The organism is Nocardioides sp. Soil_C_8, assembly GCF_057656315.1.
This window is the reverse complement of record NZ_JBDGKQ010000003.1, coordinates 196,832-216,840: the sequence shown is the minus strand read 5'-3', so window position 1 is coordinate 216,840 and position 20,009 is coordinate 196,832. Positions and strand designations below refer to the sequence as shown.

Sequence of the window (20,009 nt, the reverse complement as noted above, 5' to 3'; positions counted from 1 at the left end):
ACCGTTTTGAGTGCGCACGCACGCATCAACCAGCGCGGCGGTCGCCCTCGGGCTTCTCGGCGGGGTCCAGGGGCAGCAGCCACGGTTGGAGGTGCAGCAGGCGCCTGCGCTCCAACGCCTCGGCGCGCCTCCAGGCGTCACGCACACGCTCCGCCCCGCGGGGTAGGTCGGCGACCGGGTCGGCGAGCAGCCACTCCCGCAGGGGTCGACGTTCGGCCCGCGCAGTCTGCGAGCGACCGGCAAGGGCCAGGATGACCACCCACACCGTCGCGAGGACGACGACCGCCGTCGCGGCGCTCAGCAGGTGCATCGACCCGCTGCCAATCGCACATCGCGCTCGGAACGGCTCAGCGCGTGGTGGACGGTTCGGGAACCGGCTTCTGTGCGCCGTCCGGCGGGCGCAGGTGCGAGCGGGACTCCGGAGAACCGGTCCCGGCGCGCCCAGGCGGCCAACGCAGTGAAGATGCCGCTCAGGAGGACGAGAGTCACAAGGGCGTACATGGCATTCCCCTTTCGATGGGTTGAGGTGAAGCAGGCGGGGTCAGCCCACGGTCATGTCGTGGGAAGTGATGCGACGGGTCCGGCGCGCGTCGGGGTCGGTGCCCCACGGGCGGAGGTGATAGGACACGGCGAGAAGCACCGTGACGACGACGGTCAGCACGCCGACCTCGCCGATCCACAGGTACTTGTCGGTCCCGCGGACGAGGGGGTCGAACACCGTCTGGATGACGACGTTCCATGCGACGTGGAGACCCACCGGCGCCCAGACGGTCCCCGTGACGAGCTGCATCCGGCCGAGCACGTAGCCCAGGGCGGTCGTCAGCAGCAGCAGCAGCAGCGTCTGCGCGACCGGGTGCGGGCCGCCCTCCACGACGTCGGCCCACAGCCATAGCGGCACGTGCCACACGCCCCAGATCAGACCGCCCAGGGCGAGCGGAGCCGGCGCGCCAGCCGCGACCAGTCGCGGGACCATGTAGCCGCGCCAGCCGAGCTCCTCGCCCGGCACCAGGACGGCGTTGAGTGCGGCGTTCACCACGATCAGCGCCACCCAGGGCACGACCGGCGGGACGACGAGCTCGACCAGTCCGGCGCCCGCGGCCGCCGAGTACGCGAGCGCGCCGACTGCCAGCGGCAGCAACATCGCGCGTCGCGTCACCCGTCGGCTCAGCGCCGTGCGGCGTCGAGGCGAGAGGTCCGCGAACCCCTCACGCATCAGCGCGCGCGCCACCGATGAGGCCGTCGCCGGCACGGCCATGAACGGGATCAGCCACGCGAGCCCGGTCCGATCGCCGTCGAACGCGCCGGTGCGCACCATGCCGATGTAGAGGGGCGCGGAGAGCAGCGCGACGACGACGAAGTAGATCGTCAGACCGCGACGGGCGCGGTCTCGGTCCGGTGCCAGCGATGACGGAGGCGCCTGGTTGGTCTCACTCATGCCTCGATGTTGGGGCCGCGCGGTTGCGTCTGGGTGGTGCCGGCGTTCAGCGCGCGTAGTGCGGACGGTCCTTCCGTCGTGTCGACGGCATCCGCTCTGGCCGGGCGCCGGCCGCTTCACGTGGAGGCCGCGAAGGGGGAAGCCCACGTGGCCGCAACGGCGTCACAACGCCGTCTCGTGACGATCTCCGTGGCTGGTTCCGGCACGTCCCCCGCCGGGACCAGCCACTCCCACCGTCACAGCCCTTCGCATGAAAGAGAACGTCATGACCATCAGCTCCTCCAGCCCGACCCGCACCGTCGACGGCACCACCGTCCCCGCCCCCGGCACCTGGGACATCGACCCCGGGCACACCGACGTCGCCTTCATCGGCCGCCACTTCATGGTGACCAAGGTCCGCGGCCGCTTCACCGGTGTGACCGGCGCAGTCACCATCGCCGAGAACATGAGCGACTCCAAGGTCGAGGTCACCATCGACATGGCCAGCGTCGAGTCCGGCAGCGACGCGCGCGACGAGCACATCCGCTCCGCGGAGCTCTTCGATGTCGCCGCCTATCCCACCGCCACGTTCCGGTCGACCGAGGTCGAGTGGCGCAAGGACCACGGCACCGTGACTGGTGACCTCACCATCCACGGCGTGACCCGTCAGGTGCCCCTCGAGGTCACCTTCGAGGGCTACGTCCGCGACCCGTGGGGCGGCGACCGCGCGATCTTCTCGGCACGCGCGAAGGTCAACCGCGAGGACTTCGGCATCACGTGGAACGTGGCACTGGAGGCCGGCGGCCTGCTCGTGAGCAAGGACGTCAACATCGAGATCGACCTCGAGACCGTCCTCGCGGGCAACTGACCTTCCCTGCGGGGACCGCGAGATCCCAACGCGGAGACGTCTCCCCAGATGCCGCCCTGACCCGGGGCGTCTCGCGGCGCCTGGCACCGGTGGCGTCACCCCCCACGTGACGCCGCCGGTACCCCTTACGACGACCCGACCGACAACCTGGAAGAGGACGACCCGATGCCTGTCCTGCTGGTGCTCAATTACGACGTGCACGACCGCGAGGCGCTTGCGCGGTACCGCGATGAGGCCGCGCAGGTTCTCCTCGGCGGCACGGCTCGTCTCGTGACGAGCACCGATGAGACGCTGCCCCTGTGCGAGTCTCCAAACCCAACGGGCACGCACACAGTCGTGCTGTCGTACCGGACCACGGTCGAGGCCCTGCGCCGCTACGAGTCCGAGGAGTACCAAACGCTCGTCGGGGAGCGCCTGCGAGCCACCACACCGCGGTCCGCCTTCGTCGTCGACGTCACGCACCCCGAGTCGCTCGCCGCGTTCGGGCAACCGGCACTCGAGCGCCTGCGACGTGAGCGGGAACGTCTCGAGGCCAGGCGCGAGGAAGACTGGCACCTGATCTGCGACGAGCTGCGCGACGGTCTGGGTTCTCTGCTTGCGGGCGTGGCACTGCAGCTCCAAGCTCTGACGAACGCCGTGGACGCGGACCCGGCCGGTGCCCGGGATCTCGCTGAGCGCGCACGCGCCGGGATCAGTACAGCTCTCGAGGATGTGCGTCGTATCGTCCGCGACCGACGCCCCGAGATGACCGAATCGCACCCCTGAGACAGGACCCGGCCCACCACTGGGCTCCCGCGCCCGCGTTTGCCGCGCGCCGTCTGAGGCGCCGTGGCGAAACGCCAGCCGAGCCGCATGTCCTCCGACAATCCCGACATCTGGAGAGGTGAATCTCATGGAAGACCTCACGCGGCGAGCTCGGCTCGCCCATGCTGACGCCTGGCAGGTGCTCGGCTGGATCCACCGCAATCGAGGCGGCGGGTTCAGCGAGGTACCCGGCGGCATGCTCATGGCGAGCGGGCTCCCCCATCCGCAGTACAACAACGTCGACGTCCTAGACCCCGACACGATCGACATGGGGCGAGTGACACAGTGGTACGCCGACCTCGGCGTTCCATGGGGGGCACGCGTACCCGCAAACGCGACATGGCACGCAGGCCGCAGGTTGTTCCGCAAGCGCCTCATGGCCCTCTCGAGCAACGACCTTCACCCCCCAGTGCCCGATGACAGCATCCGCCTCGTACTCGCCGGACCCGCCGACCTCGCAACCGTCGTGCATCTCGACGTCTCGGCGTTCGGCGGTGACGGAGCAGACCAGGCCCCGTGGATCGAGCCCTTGCTCGACAGCGACCGCGTCATCGTCGCTCTCGCGTACTGGGGCGACGACCCCGTCGCCACCGGATACGCAGTCACGTCAGACGGCGGTGCGGGTCCGGCGGTCTACGTGGCAGGCATCGGGGTCGACCCCTCCTTCAGGCGCCGCGGTGTGGCAACCGCCATGTCCGCCTGGCTGGTCCAGCAGGCCGGCCCCGGCCGCCTCGCGCACCTCCACCCGGACTCCGACGCCGCGGCGCGGGTCTACTCGCGCCTCGGCTTTCGCGAGGTCGACGGGCTCGACGTCTACGTCGACCTTCAGCTTGAGGTGCACGGCGAGCCCGCGTCCGCGCCTCCCAACTGACGGGGCGACGTCCGAGCGCGACCCGTCGTACAGGACGACGTCTCATTGGTCTGCCAGCAGCGCGGCGTCGAAGTGACGCAACACCCGGCTGGCGTACTGCTCGGGCTGCGACGCCAACCCCGAGGTGTGAGATACATCGGGGTTCGCCCAGAGCTCCGCGGAATCAGCGGCCGCCAGATAACGCTTGTTGAGCGAGATCTCCGTCGGGATGGACCCTCCCGCGATGAGGAGGACCGGGCGAGACCCGAGCTGGACGATCGCCGCGTCCAGTGGCGGCAAGGGGCTCGCCCCGCCGGCCAGCTCGGACATCGTGAACATCGGCCACGACGACAGCGCGCTCTCGACGCCGGCCGGCCGGTCGGCGAAGCTCTGTGATGTCGCCCCATCGGCGATGACCGCCCCGATCCGCCCGTCCTGCGCCGCGGCCTGCAGGGCCACGTCCGCCGTGGTCGCCGCGTGCGGAGTTGAGCACCATCACGGCCGCGCCATTGCGTGATGGGTGGTACCAGGCAAGGAGGTCCGGTCCGTCGGCAGCGTGCAGCGTCACCGGACTGAATCCAAGCGTCGGCGGCGGAGCCGGCGCACGCCTGGGTAGATGGACCTGGACCATGCCGATCGTCGCCGGGATGATCAGGTAGACGGTCAACGCCGCAGCCGCGGCGAGTGTCGCGACGCGGTCGCACCAGCGCCACCAGGCACTGCGGTCGCTTCGCGGGCGCCGGAAAGCACCGAGCAGCGCCAGAAGGAGGAGGACCGCTCCGGCCGGGACCACGAGTGCGCCCGTGACGTCGGTGCTACCCGCGGCTCCATCGTCGGCGCCCATGAGCTGCACGACGTGAGTCCCACCGTCAGCCAGGAAGATCGCCCCGACCAGAGCCAGTGCCGGCGCCACGACCGCCGGTCGCAGCCTCAGCGACGCAAGGACTACCGCGGTCGTGAGTGCCATCAGGCCCAGCGTCGGCGATGCTGCACGTTCCACGCCCGCCAGCGGCCGAAAGACGTGCTCATCGAGCACGTGGACGATGCTCACCGCGGCCGCTACTACAACAGATCGGACCTCCCATCGGCCCAACCGGCGTCGCGGTACGCGCCGGTCGTCGACCGCTCGAGCGGGACTCTGAATCATCCATACCTCCTCGGCACGACCGCGCCGCGCTCCAGTCGTAGCGTCTCTCCAAGCCCTTGCGCACTCGTTGCGAGGCGGTGGTGCCCCGCCGAGAGCGAGCGCTACCCCCTCCTCCACCGCCCGACCCGGACCCGTCGCCCTCGGTCTGCCCGCCTCGATCCCCAGTCACGCGCCGCGCGGTAGCGCCGCACCCGTCCGGCGCAAGGTCATCGCTGCGCTGGAAACACCTCGAGGGCGCCACATTTGACATCCACGGCGGCAGTCGTCAGAGTTATGTGCGTGCAACCGCACTTAACCCGCCCTGAAGGAGAAGCAATGACCGCCCTCATCACCCGCATCGAGCTCGAGGCCGCCGTGGCCGAGAACAGCGTGACGCTCATCGACGCCCTCCCGGCCGCCTACTACGACAAGGCCCATCTGCCCGGCGCACTGAACCTCGTGGAGTCCGATGTCGACGCTTTCGCCGCCGAGGTCCTGCCGGACAAGGACGCGGCGATCGTCACCTACTGCTCGAACGAGGCCTGCCCCAACAGCCAGGCCGTCGCCAACCGCTTGGAGCGGCTCGGCTACACCAACGTCCGGAAGTACCGCGAAGGCATCCAGGACTGGTCTGGGGCCGGCAACCCCATCGAGCAGACGCTCACCGTCTGACGCCGCCGACCGTCGCCCGGGCGAGTGACCCAGGCAGCCCGGTCAGCCCGGGTCAGCCCGAGTGATCGACCCAGCTCGGGTCGACGGTTGGAACGGCCCGAACACCCCGCACCACCGCCGCGCAACGTCCTCGCAACGGGTTCGTCGGAACCTCGTCACCCACCACACACGCACCCCGAGACAGTGGAACTCACGCGACCGAACCAGAACGACGAAGAAAGACCCACTCATGACCACCGCAACCCCTGACACCCAACGCGAGGTCACGCCCAGCGTGCTCGCTCGCCCGTACTTCCGCCACGGCACGATGCTCAGCGTCGGCGCCGTCGCCTGGGCCGTCTCCCAGCTGATCGTCGGCGACCTCGACCCGGTTGCGACCGCCGACCTCCTCGTCTACGGCGCCGGGTCCGCCCTGTTCCAGGTTGGCCTCCTCGCGCTCCTGCGCGTCCTGTACGTCTCCGGCGCGATCGGCTCGGGCCGCGTAGCGCGCGCCGTGCTGCGCGTCGAGGCCGCCCTGGTCATTCTCGCCCTCACTTCGACCCTCGTCGACGCCTTCGCCATCAGCGACCTCGACAAGACCGGGTGGGCGCTGCTTGACGCCACCTGGCCGCTGTCCATGCTCGGGATGTTCCTCCTCGGCATCCGCGTCGCCGTCGCTGGCCGCTGGCGGGGCAAGGCGCGGTGGTGGCCGCTCATCGCCGAGAGCTGGGCAGTCGTCACCATCCCGGTCATGAGTGCCGCCGGGGCCAGCGCCGGCACGGTCGTGTCGGTCGTCCACCTCCTCGTCGGCTACACCGTCCTCGGCCAGCTGATCGCGCGCCGCGACCACTGAGAGCCCACCCCGGGCGGCGCGCACGCCGCCCGGGGCCAAGAAGGGTCGCGGGCCAAGGCGGTCGAGCCTTCGCGCCCGCGATCGGCGCCCACGCTGCAAGATGGCCTCACCCCCGAACAGCACCCCGAGCAGAACCCCGAGCAGAACCCCGAGCAGAACCCCGAGCAGCACCGTGGCGACAGCGGACCCAAGCGTCCGGACCGTCATCGGCTCCACCCTCGCTTGCACCCAACGCACGACTAAGGAACGGTCGAATGGTGACAGGAACCTCCGACGGGAGCGGCGCGGACTTCCGCGTGCTCGGTCCCCTGGTGGTCATCGCAGACGGGGTAGAGCTGCGGATCACCACCCGCCGTATGCGCGCGCTGATGGTGCTCCTGCTTCTCGCTCCCGGCCGCGCCGTGCCCGCAGAGCGCCTCATCGACCAACTCTGGGACGGCGCCCCGCCTCCTCAAGCGGCAGTGACGCTGCGGTCGTACGTGTCCAACCTCCGCCAGGCCCTCGGCGGCACGGAGGGCCTTGGTGGCGTCCTGGTCACCCGGGCTCAGGGGTACGCCATCGAGGTCCCGGCCCAGGCTGTTGACGCCTTCCGCCTCGGAACACTGGCCACCCGGGGGCGCGAGCTCCTGCGCGCGGAGCGCACCGAGGACGCGCTGGCCGCCTTCGACGCGGCGGTGGACCTGTGGACGGGCGACCCGCTGGCCGACGTGGCGGACCACGAGGCGGTTCAGAGCACGATCACGCAGCTGCACGAGACGTACCTCGGGGCCGCCGAGGGTCGCTTCGAGGCACTCTTGCGCTCCGGCCGCCATCTCGACGCACTGCCCGCGCTCGACGCATTCGTCGCCGAGCACCCCCTGCGGGAGGGGCCTCGAGCCCAGCTCATGCTGGCGTTGTACAGGTCCGGACGCGCGCCCGACGCCCTGACGGTCCATCAGCGTTTCCGCGTCTTGCTCAACGACGAGCTCGGCATCGACCCGTCCACGCACTTCGACGAGCTTCAGCAGAAGATCCTGAACCAAGACCGTACGCTCGACCTGCCACCAGCACCGGAGGCGGCGACCGCCGCCGTACACGGAAATCTTGCACAGCCCGCCACCGAGCCCCCGACCGAGCCGGCCCCGGCCGGCCGCCCGGGCGGCGCAGCCGGCCCGCCGACCGGCGAGAGGCGCCTCGTGGGCCGCGAGACGGAGCTGGCCGCGATGCTCGCCAGGCTCGACACCCTCACGGGAGCGGGCAGCGGCGCGCTGCTGCTGCTGGCCGGCGAACCCGGGATCGGCAAGACGTCACTGCTGGAGTCCCTCGAGCGACGCGCGCGCGGGGCCGGGCTCCCGGTCCACACCGGCCGCGCGCCCGCCGCGGTGACCGGTGCCCCTCCGTTCTGGCCGTGGACCCAGATCGTGGAGTCGATCGCCGCCTCACTCGACGACGAGGCGCTGCTTGAGGCCACCGCGGGCGCAGCCCGGTCTGTCGTGCGACTCGCGCCCGGTGTCGCCGACCGTCTCGGCCAGGCGCTGCCGATGACAGGCGACAACGCCCAGTCACTGCGGTTCCTGCTCTACGAGGCGGTTTCGACCTTCATCCGACAGGCCACCGGGGACAGGCCGACCGTCTGCATGCTGGACGACATCCACTGGGCCGACGGCCCGAGCCTGGAGCTCCTGTCCTACCTCACCGGAACACTCAGCTCGCGCCCGCTGCTGATCGTCGCCGCATACCGGAACCTGGCTTCAGACCGTGGTCCGGAGCTCGAGGCCTCGCTCGCGACGGTCTCGCGGGAGGACAACGTGTACGAGATCACCGTTCCAGGCCTGTCGCTGCGCGCAGTGGAGTCGCTGCTCTTCGACGCCCCCGGCGAATCGCTCCCCCGGATCACCGACGCGTCCACACGCGAGTCAGTCGCTGGCTTGGTGCACGACCGGACGGGCGGGAACCCGTTCTTCATCCGCCAGCTCGCCAGACTGCTCGCCGAGACGCGGCCCGAGACCGCCGAGGAGGCGTTCGTGCCTTTGCCCGCCGGGGTTCGACACGTCATCAACAGCCGGCTGAGCGCCCTGAGCGAGTCCACGCGCGACATCCTCGACGCGGCCGCGCTCATGGGCCGCGACTTCGAGGTCGCCGCCACCGGCAGGGTCGTCGACATGAGCGTCGAGGAGTCTCTCGACGCCTTCGACGAGGCGGCCAGGCACGGGCTGGTGGAGGTGACCAGCGCCGGCAGCAGCACCCGGCGCTTCACCCATGCCCTCGTCCAGGAGACGCTCGTCGAGGCGCTGCCTCGCGGGCGCGCCTCCAGACTGCACGCCACCATCGCAGCACACCTCGAGGGCGCCCCCGGCACCGCCCCCGAGACCTTGGCCCGACACATGTGGGAGGCCCGTGACGTCGTGGGGGCCGACGCGGTGCCCTCGCAGCTGGCGGCGGCGGACTCGGCGGCACAGCTCTTCGCCTACGACCAGGCGGAGGTGCACCTGCGCCGCGCGCTGGACCTGGTGCGTCACGCCGTGCCGAACGACCCCACGCTCGAGGCGCAGCTGCTGCTCCGGCTGTTCCGGCTGATCGCCGCCGAGCGCGGGTGGGGCGACCCGGACGCCCTGGTCGTCGTTGACCGCGCCAGGGCGTTGGCAACAGCAGCCACCTACGACGACCAGACGGCCGTGTTGTGGTGGTCACTGTTCTTCGCGTTGATGGATCGCAACGACGCCGAGTCCTACGTCGACGTCGCGCGCTCGCTGTACCCGGCCGTCACCCGTGTGCGTGCGACTGACACTCCCCCGATACCGGGACCGGCAGCGGCGGCGGCAATCAACCTCATGAACCTCTTCCGCTTCCTGGCCGTCGGAGACGCCGACGCGGCTGAGGAGCAGCTCACGCGCGCGCGCGCGAACGTCGACTCCGCCGCGCTGAGCGAGTTGCGGGCGTTCGACGAGAACTTGCACGTCATGCTGCTCCTCATCGAGGGCTACTGGGCCGCCCTGAACGGCGACGCCAGCAAGCACATGTCCACGACCGGAGCGGCGGTCGCCCTAGCCGACGCTGACGGCCGGCCGTTCCCGCGCGCCGTCGCCAGGAGCCTCGCCGCCGTGAGTGCCGCATACGTAGCGGGCCCAGGGTACGCCGGGGAGCTCGCGGCTGCTGGCACCGAGCTCAACGGGCGTTACGGGTTCGGCTGGCTCGGCACGGTCACCTCGAGCGTTCTCGCATGGTCCTCGGCCCACGAGACGGGCTCGAGCGAGGAGTGCATCAGGGAGATCGAGGACAACCTCGCCGCTCTGGTCAAAGCCGGACGACTTGGGACGGCGCCCACGCTCCGGATGCTGCTGGCCGACGCATACGCGCTCGCCGGGCGCGCCGATGAGGCCGCTCGGCTGCTGGACGACCTAGTCCTCGACCCAGGCCCGTACCGCGCTCTGTTCGCCGCGCACGTGACCAAGAGGCGCGAGGAGCTGACCGGGGACCGGTGACCCGGGCGATGACCCGCGGTCGCGACCGGGCCGCGTCCCAGCGCCCCGGCGCGTCACCTCGCACCTCACCTCGCACCTCACCTCGCACTTCACCTCGCACTTCACCTCGCCGCGAGGATCTCGACGCGCCCCACACGGGGACAACTCGGCTCCAACACCGCGTCGCGAGACTCGCCGTACCGTCAACCGACCGGAAGAGGTCCTTCGATGAGCTCCACACAGACCCTCGCCACCGAGCGAGCGCACGACAGTCACGCCCTGCCCTTCTCCTCCCACCGTCTCGCCGGCGGCTGGATCGCCGTGTCGGGTCAGCTCGGCCTGAAGGACGGCGAGCTCGTCGCCGGCGGTGCCGAAGCCGAGACCGCGCAGGCGCTGAGCAACCTCAGCGACGTGCTCGCCGGGGCGGGGGCGTCCCTCGACTCGGTCGTCAAGGTGAACGTGTACCTGAGCTCGATGGGCCACTACGCCGACATGAACCGGGCGTACGCGTCCGCTTTCGCCGACCACGTGCTGCCGGCACGCACCGCCGTCGCCGTGCTAGCGCTGCCCCGCGGTGCCACCGTCGAGATCGAGGCGTGGGCCCTTGCTGCTGACAACGCGCAGGACGCGTGATGAGCACACCACCACGCCCCAACCCCGGCCCAATCCACGGGTCTCAGGCTGGGGGCATGTCGGACCACAATGCACCCGCTCCCCGCCCCGCCGAGCCAGATAACCCCGCCCTCGGCCCCCTCCTCGTCTTCGCCGGCATCGCCGTGCCGGTCGGGTGGGTCCTGCTGACCGCCTACCAGCTGCTGGGCCTGCCCCAGGAGCCGTTCGTGCTCGGCACGCTCCTCGTCGGCCTCCTCGTTCCCGCGATCCTGCTCGTGCGCAGGGACCCGAAGACCGACGGGCGCCGACTGTGGCGCGACTGTTACCGGCCTTCGCGGCCGATCCTGCTGACGGTTCCCGCGCTGCTGCTCATCCCCGGCCTGACCGCCCTGGCCGCCCACGCGCTCGGGGTGGGCACGCCGCTGACCGCGAGCCTGTTCGCCGGGCTGGCAGTGAACGTCGTCTCCAGCGTCCTCATCGTGAACCTGTGGGAGGAGCTCGCCTGGACCGGCTTCTTCCAGCGACGGGCGATGGCTCGATGGGGAATGGCGTGGGGAAGCCTCGTGACGGCCGTGCTCTTCGCCGGTATCCATCTGCCCCTGGCGTTCGACGGCGCGGCAGGTATCGGCGAGGGGGTCCTCAACGTCGGCTACCTCCTGCTGGCTGGCGTCGGCCTGCGCCTGCTGATCGCCGGTTTCGACGTGTGGTCGCGACGCAGCATCCTCACGATCGCGGTCTTGCACGCGTCCTTCAACGCGGCGGCAGAGCTCGTGGAGCCCGAGTACGACGTGCTGCGCTACGGGGTCACCCTCGTCCTCGGCGCCGCCGTCCTCCTGACGCCGGCCCGCCATGCCTACGGCCGGGGTCGCATGGACCGTGCGAGCCGGACGTCCCACCACCTGGAGCCCGCAGATGACCACTGAGACCCTGAGGTACGCGGCCTTCACCCGCGACGGCCGCGGCGGCAACCCCGCCGGGGTCGTGCTCAACGCCCACTGCCTCGACGACGCCCAGATGCAGTCGATCGCGGAGGCCATCGGCTACTCCGAGACCGCGTTCGTCATCCCGGACAGCGAGAACCCGTTGCGCGCGCAGCTGCGCTACTTCAGCCCCCTGGCCGAGGTCGCGTTCTGCGGCCACGCCACCGTCGCGACCGCCGTCGCCCTCGCCCACCGCCACGGCGCCGGCGAGATGCTCTTCTCCACGATGGCCGGGAAGATCGGCGTCGTCACGCGAGACGGCCAGGACGGGGTGACCGCCACGCTCACCTCACCGCCCGCCAGCTCCCGCCCACTCGGGGACGAGGTACTCGCCCGTGCGCTCGACGCGCTCGCGCTGAACCGCTCCGACCTGTCCGGCGACTTCCCCCCGCACGTCGCCTTCGCCGGCAACGACCACCTGATGCTCGGACTTCGCTCCGAGCAGACGCTCGCGGGACTGACCTACGACTACGACTCGCTGGCCCGGCTCATGGACCAGCAGTCCTGGACAACGGCGAACGTCTTCTGGCCCGAGGCGCGTGCGCGCTTCCAGGCCCGCAACCCGTTCCCGCCCGGCGGCGTCGTGGAGGACCCGGCCACGGGCGCGGCCGCCGCCGCCTTCGGCGGCTACCTGCGCGCGATCGGCCACCCCGCCGTCCCCGGGCTCGTGGAGATCCTGCAGGGACACCACATGGGCGCGCCTAGCCGCCTCGTCGTCGAGGTGGCCGCCGACGACGCCCGCGTCCAGGTGAGCGGCACCGCCATCCGGCTGGCCCTGTCGCCGTACGACGAGGGTGACTTCGCGTGACCAGGCAGTTCGAGGTCGAGCCCGGAGTTGTGCCGCGATGGCCGGACATGACCGACACTGCCGCCGTGGTCGCGACCTTCCTCGGCCGCGTGCGGGTCACTGGCGACCCCGCGGCCGCCGTCGAGGTGATGGCCCCCCTCGTGGACTGCCACCAGATGGTCTCCGAGACCCCTGAGACAGTCAGACGAACGCCGGCGCAGTACGCCGAGCACGTGCGCGACATGCTCGCGGCCTTCGGGCGATTCCGCTACACGGTCACCGAGTTCCTCGTCGACGACGACCGCGTGTACGTGCGGTGGCGCCAAGACGGGCACCACCTCCTCACCGACACCGGGAAGCAAGGAACGGGCCGACCCGTCACCGACCTCGGGTCGGCGGTCTACCGCGTCGCCCAGGGCAAGATCGTCGAGTACTGGATCCAGCTCGACCGACTCGGCCTGCAGCGACAAGTCGATCGGTTGCTCGACCAGCGACGAGGACCCACCGGGGGCGTCTCCCTCGACTAGTAGGACGGCGCCACGCTCATCCCGCCGTCGACCACGAGCTCCTGACCGGTGATCCACGACGACGCGCCAGCCGCGAGGAAAAGACAGACGTGGGCCACGTCATCGTGGGTGCCGAGCCGTCGCAGCGGGCAGCGCTGCCGCCACCTTGTCACTCCCTCGGGCCATGCAGACTCGATGCCGGGACGGTGCAGCAGGCCTGGTGAGACCGCGTTGACCCTGATGTTGTAGGGCGCGAGCTCGGCGGCGGCGCTCCTCGTGAGCCGCACGACGGCGGCTTTGGCGCTGTCGTAGGCGGCCTGCTGCCCAGACGTACGGCTGGCGGCGAGCGAGGCGATGTTCACGATCGACCCGCCGCCTGCCTCTCGCATGTGGCGGGCCGCGTGGTGGAGGCAGTGGAAGGCCGTGAGCGTGTTCGACTCGACGACGTGGCTGAACGTCTCGGGCGGACTGTGCAGGATGGGGGTGACGGGATAGGAGCCGGCGTTGTTCACGAGGACGTCGAACGGGTTCCCGTCGTAGCCCGAGTCGGTGATCTGCTCGACCGTCTCCACCTCGCGCAGGTCGCCCGCCACGGCGCGGAGCGCGGGGTGCCGCGCTGCCAGATCGCGAAGCGTCGGGGACGGCGAGCGGTGGTGCGCGACGACAGAAGCCCCTGCGCGCAGGAACCCGTCGACAAGCGAGTACCCCAGACCGCCTCCCGCGCCGGTAATGAGCACGTTGACGCCACTCAGGTCGTAGACGACGCCGGCTCCGTCAGCCGACCGCATACGGGCCGTCCTGCTCGCCCGTCGGCGTCCACGCCGCGTGCGTGATGCCCGAGAAGGACGCGCCCTCCCTCACGCAGTACTGCATCAGGGAGCGGGCGTAGAATTTCACGTGCGTGTAGTCGGGGAAAAGGACGTAGACGGGGGCGCAGTCAACGGTCTGGAACTGCTGGCCGGTCAGCACGGCCAGGTGCTCGCTGCGGAACTGCTCGAACGCGTCGCCGACGACGTACCCGACGTGCTCCAGGCCCATCCTGTAGACCCTTTGGTGAGGCGGCGGGATGAGCTCGACGAGGTCGACGCTTCGCCCCGCCTCGAGCGTGAGCGGTTCGGCGAGGAGGATCTTGGAGATGGGGCGACCGTTCCACACGTTCTCGAGGTTCGCGCGGCAGGAGCGCTCGAGTCGGTCCCTGGCGGCCACGTAGTCTGCCCAAGTGCGTGTGCGCACGGCGAGGTGGCTGACCTCGTCGGGGACCGGGAGCCCGAGCTCCGCGCAACGTCGGCGCTGCTCAGCCTCGAACTCGACCACGCCTTCCAGCAGGTCCAGCGTGCTCATCGACTCTCCTCCGGGTGTGTGTTCAAGCTGTGATCTCCGGGCCGACGTCGCGGTGCACTGCGGGACGGCGGCACGGGAAGGTGAGGTGCGGCCGGTCACTGATGCGTCATGCATGGACCGGGCGGCCGTTTCTGCGGGCCGGTCGATGACGTACCGGACCAGCGTCGAGTCGCGGTCGTCGCCCTTGCGCCCGTGCTCGCGGAAACCCAGCTTCTCCAGCAGGCGCCTCGAAGGGACGTTGTGCGCCTCGACGTGCGCGAGGACCCGGTTCACGGGCAGCTGCCGCCAAGCGCTCTCGAGCAGCGCGGCGACGATCTCGGAGCCCAGCCCGCGCCGATGCACGTCGCGAGCCAGCGCGTAGCCGACCTCAGCGGTCCCGTCGTCGCTGTTCGTCCTGCTGAGCAGGGCCTCACCGATGACCCGGTTGGTGTGTCTCTCCTCGACCGCCAGGCTGAGCCAGGCGCCATCCGCGTCGAGGTTGGTCTGGCGCAGCTTGTCCTCCAGAGTGGCGACGACGGCCTCCAGGTCCCGCACGGGCCACGGCAGGTACCTGGTCACGGCGGGGTCGGAGTGGAACACCAGCAGGTCGTCGGCGTCGTGGCGCGAGTGCCGCCGCAGCAGCGTCCTCTCGGTGTGCACTGGGACGGTGAGCTCCCAGCCTGCGCCGGTGTCGGCTCGGGATTCGGCCCGGGATTCGGCCCGGGATTCGGGGCGGCATTCAGCGCGGCATTCAGCGCGGGATTCAGTGGGGGGCGTCGACTCCATGGTCCGGTGTCCGACGGCGGCGTCGGGGAAGTTCATGCTGTTGTCTTTCTCTGCGCGGCGGGACCGGTAGCGCGTCGGGTCCGCCGGTGGTCCGTCTGCCGGCGGGGGTCCGGCTCGTCTGCTGTCGCCATCACACGCCCCTCGTGTTGCGTCTGTGTTGGGCACCACCGGCTTCCGTGCCGTGTCCCGCTTCCTCGGGCGGTGGCGGTCCGCACGGCGGCTCAACGCTCACCCAACGCGTGGCGCCGAGGCTGTGGGGTGTCGAGGCGCGAGGCGCCTGCCGAAACCGAGGGAGGAACGGGCGTGACCGCTCTATTGACGCTTCACTTCGACCCGCGTGAGGACGCCGCCCTGGCCGACTTCGGCGCGCGGGCGGCCGACGCCCTGCTATCCGGGACCGGCGTGGTCGTGGCGGATGCCGCTGCGGGCGCGGACGGGCAGATGGAGCGGCATCGCGCCAACGCCGCCCTCGTCTTGTCGTTCGCGACGCTCCCGGAGGCCCTGCAGAGCTACCAGCGCGCGGAACTGCAGCGTCTGCAGGACCACCGCGAGGCTGCAAGGCGCCGGGCCGCCGGCGGCGACCGAAGTGTCGCCGGCCCCTGAACGTGCTGACGGGCTCGACCCGTCTCGCGCGGCCTGCCACTCGCGGCGCGCCGCAGTCCCTACTGCCATCAAGGAATCCAGCATGACCAAGATCGACCACGTCACCGACTCGAACTTCGAGGAGGTCGTCCTCAACTCGCCCATCCCCGTGCTCGTGGACTTCTGGGCCCCGTGGTGCGGCCCGTGCCTGCAGGTGGCGCCCCTGTTGGAGCAGATCGCGGAGGAGAACCAGGGCAGGCTCCGGATCGTGAAGCTCAACGTCGACGAGAACCCGGTGAAGTCCGCCGAGTACCGCATCACGGGCATGCCGACGCTGAACGTGTACTCCGACGGCGCTCTCGTCCGGCAGATCCGCGGCGCGAAACCCAAGTCCGCGCTGCTGCGCGAGCTCGACGGCTTCGTCGGCTGACCCAGGTCCGGCCCGCGCGGCTGGCCGGCGGCACCGGCCGCCACGCGACGAACCCGCGCGGCTGGCCGGCGGCACCGGCCGCCACGCGACGAACCCGCGCCGCGCAACCCGTGGCGCCTCGTCGGCCTGCCGCCACGCGCCCGTCCGTCCCGCCATTCCGCGGATCAAGGGTTCGTCGCCAGTCGATACCAGCAACAAAGGAGAAAAGGTGAAGATCCGCGGCAGCCCGGCGTCACGGCCAGGGTTTCAGGCGTCGCACGCCTCGCCCGGCTCCCACAGCGACGGCGGCGGATCGGACCGTCCCACCCGCCCCTCGCGGTCGACACGACCAACGCCGTACTCCCCACAGGCTGCCCCCGAGCGGTCTGTCGAACCGCCCCCTGAACCGCGCGCTTGCCAACGCCCCGGGAGCAGCCCGCCACCCGACCCACTCGCACCCGAGAACCGAAAGGAACCCCATGATGAAGCCCTCCCTGCGACCGAGCAGGACCCACACGAGCCGCGGCGAACGATCACTCAGGCGGCGAGCCGCCGCCCGGGCGTTGCGGACACCAATCCTTGCGCTGCTGACGGTCCTCGGAACAGCGCTGTTCGTCCAAGCGGGTCTCAGCGCCGCCAACGCGGCGCACCCCGACTGCCGCGGCGAGCGGGCGACCATCGTCGGCACGAAGGGACCGGACCGACTGCACGGCACCCCCGGCAAGGACGTGATCGTCGGGCTCGGTGGAGACGACGTCATCACCGGCGCCGGCGGCCAGGACACCATCTGCGGCGGAACCGGTGACGACGACCTCGACGGCGGGGCCGGGCGAGACGAGCTTGCCGGTGACACCGGCGACGACATGCTCGACACCGGCGCGGGCGACAAGGACTACGCCTTCGGCGGCCCCGGCGAGGACGCGATCTCCCTTCACGCCCGTAGCTCCTCCGCCTTCGCCGGCGATGGTGACGACACCGTCAAGTCGCACGCCAAGGACACCCGTCTCGACGGCGGCCCGGGCAATGATCACCTCGCGGGCGGGCCAGGCGGAGACGTCATCGACGCCGCCGAGGGCAACGACAAGGTTGACGGCGGGCACGGTGAGGACAAGATCACCGGCGGCGCCGGCAAGGACCGGCTCGACGGTCAGGAAGACCGCGACAAGATCTACGGCAACGGCGGCAACGACAAGCTCGCCACCGGCAGCGGCGTGAAGGACGCCGCCTACGGCGGAGGAGGCGACGACGCGATCACCATCCAGGCCGACCAGGGCATCGCAACCGGCGACGCCGGCAACGACACCCTCACGTCGTCCTCCGCAAGCTCGCTCCTCGTGGGGCCACGACGGCAACGACACCATCATCGGCGGGCCCGGCGCCGATGAGGCCCACGGAAGCGCCGGCGACGACCACGTCACTGGCGGGGCCGGGAAGGACCGCCTCTTCGGCGAGGCAGGCAATGACACCATCGACGGCGGCGCCGACCGTGACGAGGTGAAGGGCGATCAGGGCGCGGACGCGCTGACAAGCGGCCCCGGATCCAACGACTTCGTCTTCGGCGGTCCCGACAACGACGTCATCACCCTCGAGGCGCCCGGCGCCGCCGGCCTCGGGGAGGACGGCGACGACAAGATCATGTCCAAGGTCAACGGCGCGCTGCTGACCGGCGGAGCCGGCAACGACCTGCTCACCGGAGGCGCCATGGCCGACACCCTCCACGGCGGGGACGGCAACGACACCATGCACGGCAACGAGGGCGCCGACACCTGCCGCGGTGACGCAGGCACCGACTACTGCCACGGCGGGTCCCCGGGACCCGAGGACAACACCCCCGACGACGTCGACGTGTGCGACGACTCAGTCGAGACCAAGGCCTCCTGCAAAGAGGGCGGCGCCCCCAACGAGTTCTTCGTGACCGTCACCGGTCGCGACCTCTACACCCCATGGACCGTGCCCGCCGGAAGCCACCGCGCCGAGGGCACCTGGTCCATGACCTTCACGTTGGCGAGGACGGCCGGGACGGTCGGCACCGACGTCTACTACGAGGTCAAGGGCGGGAGCGGCTCGTACGCAATCGACGGACACAACTACGAGTGCACCTTCCACGAGCAGGAGTCGTTCACCATGTCCTCGTCCATGGCGATGCTGCGCCTGGTCACGGAGAACAACACCTACGACCTGTCGGTCAACAACCTCGAGCCGGCCCTCCCCACCGTGTGGCACTGCCCCAACGGCGACTTCGAGCACCTCGCCCCGGTCGACCTCGCGGGGTACGTGACGGGACGCAGCTACGACCCGGACACGTTCGCCATCGCCGGCACCGAGGAGAAGCACCCGAGCGACGAGAAGACCGACACGTGGAGCTGGACTCTGTCGCCGCGTTGAGTGCGAAGCGGACCACGGCTTGGCAAGTGCGTACCATCTGCACCCCACAGGCGCGCGTCGGCATCGCTTCCCTGCCCACCGGTCGCACTCGACGACTGCGGGCGTGGGTTCAGGCGAGAGCCTTGGCCTTCAGGGTGTCGAACTCGCGCTGGTCGATGGTGCCGGACTCGAGCAGCGCCTTGGCGTTGGCGATCTGGTCGGTAGGTGAGGTCGACGTGCCGGCGACCTGCTGGATGTACTGCTCCTGCGCGGCCTGCATCTCCCTTGCCCTGCTGAGCTGCCGTTCGTTCATGCTGCGGCCGCGGGCGATCAGGTAGATCAGGGCGCCCAGCCAGGGCACGAGGATGAGGAGCAGCGCCCATCCGGCCTTGCCCCAGCCGCTGAGCGTGTGGTCACCGAACAGGTCGAACAGGCACCGGAACCAGACCATGAGTGCGGCGATCCAGATGAAGAACCAGAAGGACCACAGGAGCACGTCCCCGAAGCCGTTGATGTTGGAGTCCATGGCAGCGCCCTTCTCGCAGGTCCGGTCGGGCGACCGGTCTTCCGCAGTGTGGCACCGCCGGTCGTGGTCGCCGCTCACCCGCGGAGGGTGAGCATCAGCTGACCAGGAGTGAGCGACCGCAACGCCCCGTCAGGTCTCCATTGCTTCGGGGAGGCTGACGGCATCCTCGTCGCCGAGGAGGACTGCGTAGGAGAAACCGGCGACGAGGCCGCCGACCACGGGAGCGAGGATGAACAGCCACAGCTGTGCGATCGCGTCGCTGCCGGCGAACACGCCGACGCCGATCGACCGCGCCGGGTTCACCGACGTGTTCGTCACCGGGATGCTGATCAGGTGGATCAGGGTCAGCGCCAGGCCGATGGCCAAGGGCGCGAGCCCCTTGGGCGCGCGACTGTCGGTGGCGCCGAGGATCACCCACAGGAAGACCGCGGTCAGCAGGGCCTCGATGACCAGGCAGGCGAGCAGGTCGTAGCCCATGGGTGAGCGGTCCCCGTAGCCGTTCGACGCGAAGCCGCTCTCCTGCGCGGAGAAGCCGTCCAGTCCGTTGGCCACGACGAGCAGGACCGCACCCGCCGCGAGCCCGGCGACCACCTGCGTGGCGAGGTAGACCGGAGTCTCCCTCCAGGGGATCCGACCACCGGCCGCCGCGCCGAGCGTGACGGCAGGGTTGAAGTGACCGCCCGAGATGTGGCCGACCGCATAGGCCATCGTGAGCACGGTCAGGCCGAAGGCGAGCGAGACGCCGAGCCAGCCGACACCGACCTGCTCGTTGGTCGTGGCGAGCACGGCCGTCCCGCACCCGCCGAAGACGAGGACGAAGGTGCCGAGGAACTCGGCCGCGAGACGCTTGCTCATGCTGGGCGCGACTGCCATGTCACTCTCCTCCATCAACGTGGACCCCGGACAGTCCGGTCGCCCCGTGACGACGTCGTCCGGACGCCGCCGGTCGTGCGGACCGGCCAGACCACGACGGGAGCTCGCACTCACCATCACCGGGCACGCTAGGCCCGCGCGCGGCCGATCGGGTCACCTGAGAAGGGTGATGCGCCCGCTGACCCGCACCCCTGTCGGCGGCCGCGTCGCGTCGGTACTGTGCCCGAGGGAAGGTTCGACAGGGGTTGTTCGACGGGC

General features: G+C 70.6%; 21 protein-coding genes. 14 read left to right on the top strand and 7 right to left on the bottom strand.

Features of this window, described 5'->3' with window-relative positions:
- Positions 1-25 precede the first annotated feature (25 nt).
- Both AC3A3L_RS14655 and AC3A3L_RS14650 read right to left on the bottom strand, forming a co-directional pair.
- Positions 26-310, bottom strand: coding sequence for a hypothetical protein (locus tag AC3A3L_RS14655; protein ID WP_487640776.1), 285 nt, complete (start codon positions 308-310; stop codon positions 26-28).
- A gap of 231 nt (positions 311-541) precedes the next feature.
- Positions 542-1,435, bottom strand: a complete 894-nt coding sequence (locus AC3A3L_RS14650) for a CPBP family intramembrane glutamic endopeptidase (RefSeq protein WP_487640775.1) — start codon at positions 1,433-1,435, stop codon at positions 542-544.
- A 265-nt stretch (positions 1,436-1,700) separates the two neighbouring features.
- Here AC3A3L_RS14650 and AC3A3L_RS14645 point away from each other — a divergent pair, with 265 nt between their 5' ends.
- From AC3A3L_RS14645 to AC3A3L_RS14635, 3 genes are all read left to right on the top strand, one after another.
- The gene (locus AC3A3L_RS14645) at positions 1,701-2,282 is read left to right on the top strand and encodes a YceI family protein (RefSeq protein WP_487640774.1); all 582 of its coding nucleotides are present in this window, start codon (positions 1,701-1,703) and stop codon (positions 2,280-2,282) included.
- A 165-nt stretch (positions 2,283-2,447) separates the two neighbouring features.
- On the top strand, positions 2,448-3,047 hold the full coding sequence (locus tag AC3A3L_RS14640) for a DUF1330 domain-containing protein (protein WP_487640773.1): 600 nt from the start codon (positions 2,448-2,450) through the stop codon (positions 3,045-3,047).
- A 127-nt stretch (positions 3,048-3,174) separates the two neighbouring features.
- Positions 3,175-3,957 carry a GNAT family N-acetyltransferase gene (locus tag AC3A3L_RS14635; protein ID WP_487640772.1) on the top strand — a complete coding sequence of 261 codons (783 nt, stop codon included), beginning with the start codon at positions 3,175-3,177 and terminating at the stop codon, positions 3,955-3,957.
- A gap of 42 nt (positions 3,958-3,999) precedes the next feature.
- Here AC3A3L_RS14635 and AC3A3L_RS14630 read toward each other — a convergent pair whose 3' ends face one another.
- Entirely contained in the window at positions 4,000-4,395 is a 396-nt protein-coding gene (locus AC3A3L_RS14630; RefSeq protein ID WP_487640771.1) for an alpha/beta hydrolase family protein, read from the bottom strand.
- 1,003 nt (positions 4,396-5,398) lie between these two features.
- Between AC3A3L_RS14630 and AC3A3L_RS14625 the strand changes: the two genes are divergently transcribed.
- The 7 genes from AC3A3L_RS14625 (at position 5,399) to AC3A3L_RS14595 (ending at position 12,912) form a co-directional block, all read left to right on the top strand.
- A complete protein-coding gene (locus AC3A3L_RS14625) occupies positions 5,399-5,734 on the top strand; it encodes a rhodanese-like domain-containing protein (RefSeq protein ID WP_487640770.1) in 336 nt (111 codons plus the stop codon).
- A gap of 229 nt (positions 5,735-5,963) precedes the next feature.
- Entirely contained in the window at positions 5,964-6,566 is a 603-nt protein-coding gene (locus AC3A3L_RS14620; protein ID WP_487640769.1) for a hypothetical protein, read from the top strand.
- Between the two features lie 254 nt (positions 6,567-6,820).
- Positions 6,821-10,027, top strand: a complete 3,207-nt coding sequence (locus tag AC3A3L_RS14615; protein ID WP_487640768.1) for an ATP-binding protein — start codon at positions 6,821-6,823, stop codon at positions 10,025-10,027.
- A gap of 207 nt (positions 10,028-10,234) precedes the next feature.
- Entirely contained in the window at positions 10,235-10,639 is a 405-nt protein-coding gene (locus tag AC3A3L_RS14610; RefSeq protein ID WP_487640767.1) for a RidA family protein, read from the top strand.
- 56 nt (positions 10,640-10,695) lie between these two features.
- Positions 10,696-11,541: a CPBP family intramembrane glutamic endopeptidase gene (locus AC3A3L_RS14605; RefSeq protein ID WP_487640766.1), complete on the top strand. Its 846-nt coding sequence runs from the start codon at positions 10,696-10,698 to the stop codon at positions 11,539-11,541.
- Positions 11,531-12,406, top strand: a complete 876-nt coding sequence (locus AC3A3L_RS14600; RefSeq protein ID WP_487640765.1) for a PhzF family phenazine biosynthesis protein — start codon at positions 11,531-11,533, stop codon at positions 12,404-12,406. The genes AC3A3L_RS14605 and AC3A3L_RS14600 overlap by 11 nt, the downstream gene beginning before the upstream one ends.
- A 47-nt stretch (positions 12,407-12,453) precedes the next feature.
- Positions 12,454-12,912 carry an ester cyclase gene (locus tag AC3A3L_RS14595; RefSeq protein WP_487640764.1) on the top strand — a complete coding sequence of 153 codons (459 nt, stop codon included), beginning with the start codon at positions 12,454-12,456 and terminating at the stop codon, positions 12,910-12,912.
- Here AC3A3L_RS14595 and AC3A3L_RS14590 read toward each other — a convergent pair.
- Both AC3A3L_RS14590 and AC3A3L_RS14585 read right to left on the bottom strand, forming a co-directional pair.
- The gene (locus tag AC3A3L_RS14590) at positions 12,909-13,679 is read right to left on the bottom strand and encodes an SDR family NAD(P)-dependent oxidoreductase (protein WP_487640763.1); all 771 of its coding nucleotides are present in this window, start codon (positions 13,677-13,679) and stop codon (positions 12,909-12,911) included. The genes AC3A3L_RS14595 and AC3A3L_RS14590 overlap by 4 nt on opposite strands.
- A complete protein-coding gene (locus AC3A3L_RS14585) occupies positions 13,666-15,033 on the bottom strand; it encodes a VOC family protein (protein WP_487640762.1) in 1,368 nt (455 codons plus the stop codon). Before AC3A3L_RS14585 ends, AC3A3L_RS14590 begins: the two co-directional genes overlap by 14 nt.
- Before the next feature lie 267 nt (positions 15,034-15,300).
- Between AC3A3L_RS14585 and AC3A3L_RS14580 the strand changes: the two genes are divergently transcribed.
- The 4 genes from AC3A3L_RS14580 to AC3A3L_RS14565 all read left to right on the top strand — a co-directional run bounded on the left by AC3A3L_RS14580 (position 15,301) and on the right by AC3A3L_RS14565 (position 18,373).
- Positions 15,301-15,600: a hypothetical protein gene (locus tag AC3A3L_RS14580; RefSeq protein WP_487640761.1), complete on the top strand. Its 300-nt coding sequence runs from the start codon at positions 15,301-15,303 to the stop codon at positions 15,598-15,600.
- A gap of 82 nt (positions 15,601-15,682) precedes the next feature.
- Complete coding sequence (gene trxA / locus AC3A3L_RS14575; RefSeq protein WP_487640760.1) at positions 15,683-16,009, top strand: thioredoxin; 327 nt, start codon at positions 15,683-15,685, stop codon at positions 16,007-16,009.
- Positions 16,010-16,551: 542 nt separating this feature from the next.
- The gene (locus tag AC3A3L_RS14570; RefSeq protein WP_487640759.1) at positions 16,552-17,373 is read left to right on the top strand and encodes a calcium-binding protein; all 822 of its coding nucleotides are present in this window, start codon (positions 16,552-16,554) and stop codon (positions 17,371-17,373) included.
- Complete coding sequence (locus tag AC3A3L_RS14565) at positions 17,348-18,373, top strand: calcium-binding protein (RefSeq protein WP_487641195.1); 1,026 nt, start codon at positions 17,348-17,350, stop codon at positions 18,371-18,373. Before AC3A3L_RS14570 ends, AC3A3L_RS14565 begins: the two co-directional genes overlap by 26 nt.
- Positions 18,374-18,482: 109 nt before the next feature.
- On the opposite strand, the gene AC3A3L_RS14560 is transcribed toward AC3A3L_RS14565, so the two are convergent.
- Both AC3A3L_RS14560 and aqpZ read right to left on the bottom strand, forming a co-directional pair.
- Complete coding sequence (locus tag AC3A3L_RS14560; protein ID WP_487640758.1) at positions 18,483-18,956, bottom strand: PLDc N-terminal domain-containing protein; 474 nt, start codon at positions 18,954-18,956, stop codon at positions 18,483-18,485.
- Between the two features lie 51 nt (positions 18,957-19,007).
- Entirely contained in the window at positions 19,008-19,751 is a 744-nt protein-coding gene (gene aqpZ / locus AC3A3L_RS14555; RefSeq protein WP_487640757.1) for an aquaporin Z, read from the bottom strand.
- Between the last annotated feature and the right edge of the window lie 258 nt (positions 19,752-20,009).